We start from the raw sequence: 3,172 nt of genomic DNA, 5'->3' as shown, positions 1-3,172 counted from the left end.
GCCGAAATTGGCGCGCAGCGGATCGCGAAACAGCATGATCGTGACGAGAAGCAGCGGCAGGAGCGGCATGGCGAGGAATAGGTCGGTCGTGCGCATCAACAGCCCGTCGAGCCGCTTGAAATAGCCCGCCAAGACCCCCACCAGCGTGCCAAGCACCAAGGCCAGCGCCATCGCCGTCAACCCCACCGCGATGGATGTCTGACCGCCCGCCATCATCCGCGCCATCGTATCGCGGCCCAGCTGGTCGGTGCCCATCGGATGGGCAAGGCTGGGGCCGGCATTACGCGCGCGGATGTCGATATATTGGGCGTCGAGTGTCCAGAGCAGCGGCCCGACAAAGACGAACAGCAGCGTGAAGACGAAAAAGCCAAGGCCGAAAAGCGCGCCCTTATGGGTTTTGAACTGATCCCAGACATCCCACCACTGGTTGCGCGGCGGGCGGTAGCTTTCCAGTGCGGGGGCGGCTGATGCGGGGCGATCTGCGGCTTCAGTCATAACGAATCCTCGGATCGAGCACGCCGTAAAGAATATCGGCAATCAGGCTGAACAAAACGATCAGCACGGCGAAGATGAAGCTGACCGTCTGCACCACCGGCACATCCCCGCTCTGGATCGCGATGATCAACAGCTGGCCGATGCCGTTCACCTTGAAGACCTGCTCGGTGATGATCGCGCCGCCAAAGACGGCCGGCACGTTTAGCGCGATGACAGTGACGACCGGGATCATCGAGTTCTTCAGCACATGCACCAGCACCACGGTCTTTTCACTCAAACCCTTCGCGCGCGCGGTCCGGACGTAATCCTGGTTGAGATTATCGAGCATCGAGGCGCGCAAATATCGGCTGATCTGGCTGGCGTTGAACAGGCCCAGCACCATGACCGGCATGATGATCTGCTTGAGTTGTACCACGAAGCTATCCCAATCCGTCACCACATGAGTGGTGTTATACACGCTCGGGAACCAGCCCAGATTCACCGCGAAAATCACGATGAACAGGACACCGGTGAAAAATGTCGGCACCGAAAACCCCACCATCGAGATGAAGGTGCCGACCTGATCAAAGACCGAATACTGCTTGTAGGCCGAGATGATGCCCAAGGGCAGTGCGATCAGAATACCGACCAGATATGAGGTGCCTACCACCCACAGCGTCTGTGGCATGCGCTGGGCGATCAGGTCCATCACCGGGCTGCGCGTCTGATAGGAAATGATGCGCGGCCCATCGGGGGCGATCTGCCAGCCGGTCGTGCCTTCGATGAAGTGCAAGGGCTCGTCCCAGACCATCAGCTTGAGCCATTTGAAATACTGCACCAGTACCGGGTCGTTGACGCCAAGGCTTTCGCGGATCTGTTCGCGCACCTCGGGCGGGATGGTCAGCGGCAGGCCCGCCGTCGGGTCGGACGGCGATAGCTTCACGATCAGGAAAATCACGAAACTGATGAACAGAAGCGTCGGGATCGCAAGGATCAATCGCCGGATCGTGTAGGTCAGCATATGGCCAACGCCTCGGGTCAGAAGTTTCGGACAAACTTGGCCCGCGCCACAAGGAGGCGGCGCGGGCCGGTGTCAGGTCACGCCATCACTGGGCGCGACGCCAATCCATGATGTTCCACAGCTCGCTGTCCCAATCCGACATGCGGATGCCGTCGATCGTGGCCGTATGCGCCGAAACGCCACCGCGGTGGATCAGCGGGATGATCGAGTAGCTTTGCATCAGCATATCGTTCATCGCGCGTGCCAAGCGGCCACGTTCGTTCAGATCTGCGGTGCGGGCCATTTCGGCGACAAGCGCGTCATAGGCCGGATCGCAGAAGCGCTGGACGTTCGAACCCTGCCACTGGCTTTGGGGCCGGGGCATGTCACCGCACAGCCAGCTTGCCATATAGGCCTGCGGGTCCACACCGGCGAAGTTGTTGGTGTACATCTCGATATCGGCATAGAACTTCTGGAAGGTGTCCGGGGATGCCGGATCACCGCCGAAGAAGACCGAGGCGTCGATGTTGCGCAGTTCGGTTTCAATCCCGATTTCTTCCCACCACTGCTTGACCAAGGCCTGCGTGTCCTGACGGACGGCATTGGTCGAGGTCTGGTAAAGCACGCGCAGCGGGGTGCCGTTATACTCGCGCACACCATCGCCATCGGAGTCGACGATACCTGCGCCATCCAAAAGCGCGATAGCGCCGGGGATGTCTTGGACAAGGCAGCTATCATTGGCTGTCGAGGCGTAAAGCTCGGGCGCGGGCAGCACGTTACAGGTGGGCTGACCACCCGCGCCGTAGCCGATTTCCACCAATAGCGCGCGGTCGATCGCCATCGACATCGCCTGACCGATGACCGGGTTGGTCAAGAAGGGGTGCGGGCCACCCTCGACGGTCGAGCGGGCATCACCCAGCGCCGGGTCGGGGTTGGTCTGGTTCAGGTGCAGACGCTCGACCGAGGTGCCGAAGGCGGTCACGACGTTACAACGGCCCTGCGCGGCCATGCCGGCAAGGATGTTGGGGTCGATCTGCAGGTTCCACGCATAGTCGAATTCGCCGGTTTCACAGACCGAACGCGCCGCCGCCGTCGCATCGCCACCACCCTTGAAGGTGACGGTCGCGAAATAGGGACGGTCGGGGAAGCGGAAATTCGGGTTCGCCGACAATTCGATCACGTCGTTCGGGCGGAATTCATCCACGACGAAGGGGCCGGTGCCGATGGGGCCGAAATTCGCATCCGTGCATTCGGGTGCGCGTGCGCCAAGGCATTCCGCGAATTGTGCAGCCTGCAAAACCGGGCTCTCGGAGCCGACGAAGGCGGTGTAGGGGAAGGGGGTCGGCCCACCGAAATTGATGCGCACGGTGCGCGCATCGATCGCTTCGACCGCGGTCACGCCGTCAAAATAGCTCGACTGGGCGCAGCCACCTTCGGGATGGGTGCAATATTGCCATGTGAAGATGAAGTCATCGGGCGTGACGGCGGACCCGTCCGACCATGTCACACCTTCGGCGATGGTCCATGTGATCGAGGTCAGATCGGCGGCGATGCCGCCATTCTCGACCGTCGGAATGCTTTCGGCCAGCCATGGCACCATGGTGCCACTTTCATCGAAGCGTGCCATCGACTCGAGGATGAGCGAGGAAGACTCCACTTCCTTGGTGCCGCCCGACAGATACGGGTTCAGCGTCGAGG

Annotated in this window: 3 protein-coding genes; all 3 read right to left on the bottom strand. The window is 61.2% G+C overall.

The annotated features are described in order from the left end of the window. Positions 1-495: ABC transporter permease (locus ACTG4J_RS15100; protein ID WP_439140559.1), on the bottom strand; the 495-nt coding region annotated here is incomplete at its 3' end. Continuing rightward, complete coding sequence (locus ACTG4J_RS15095) at positions 488-1,495, bottom strand: ABC transporter permease (protein ID WP_439140558.1); 1,008 nt, start codon at positions 1,493-1,495, stop codon at positions 488-490. The genes ACTG4J_RS15100 and ACTG4J_RS15095, both read right to left, overlap by 8 nt. Positions 1,496-1,580: 85 nt before the next feature. After that, positions 1,581-3,172: peptide ABC transporter substrate-binding protein (locus ACTG4J_RS15090; protein WP_439140557.1), on the bottom strand; the 1,592-nt coding region annotated here is incomplete at its 5' end.

The organism is Roseicyclus sp. (assembly GCF_965662675.1).
Classification (GTDB): domain Bacteria; phylum Pseudomonadota; class Alphaproteobacteria; order Rhodobacterales; family Rhodobacteraceae; genus Roseicyclus.
This window is presented reverse-complemented; position numbering and strand designations above follow the sequence as displayed.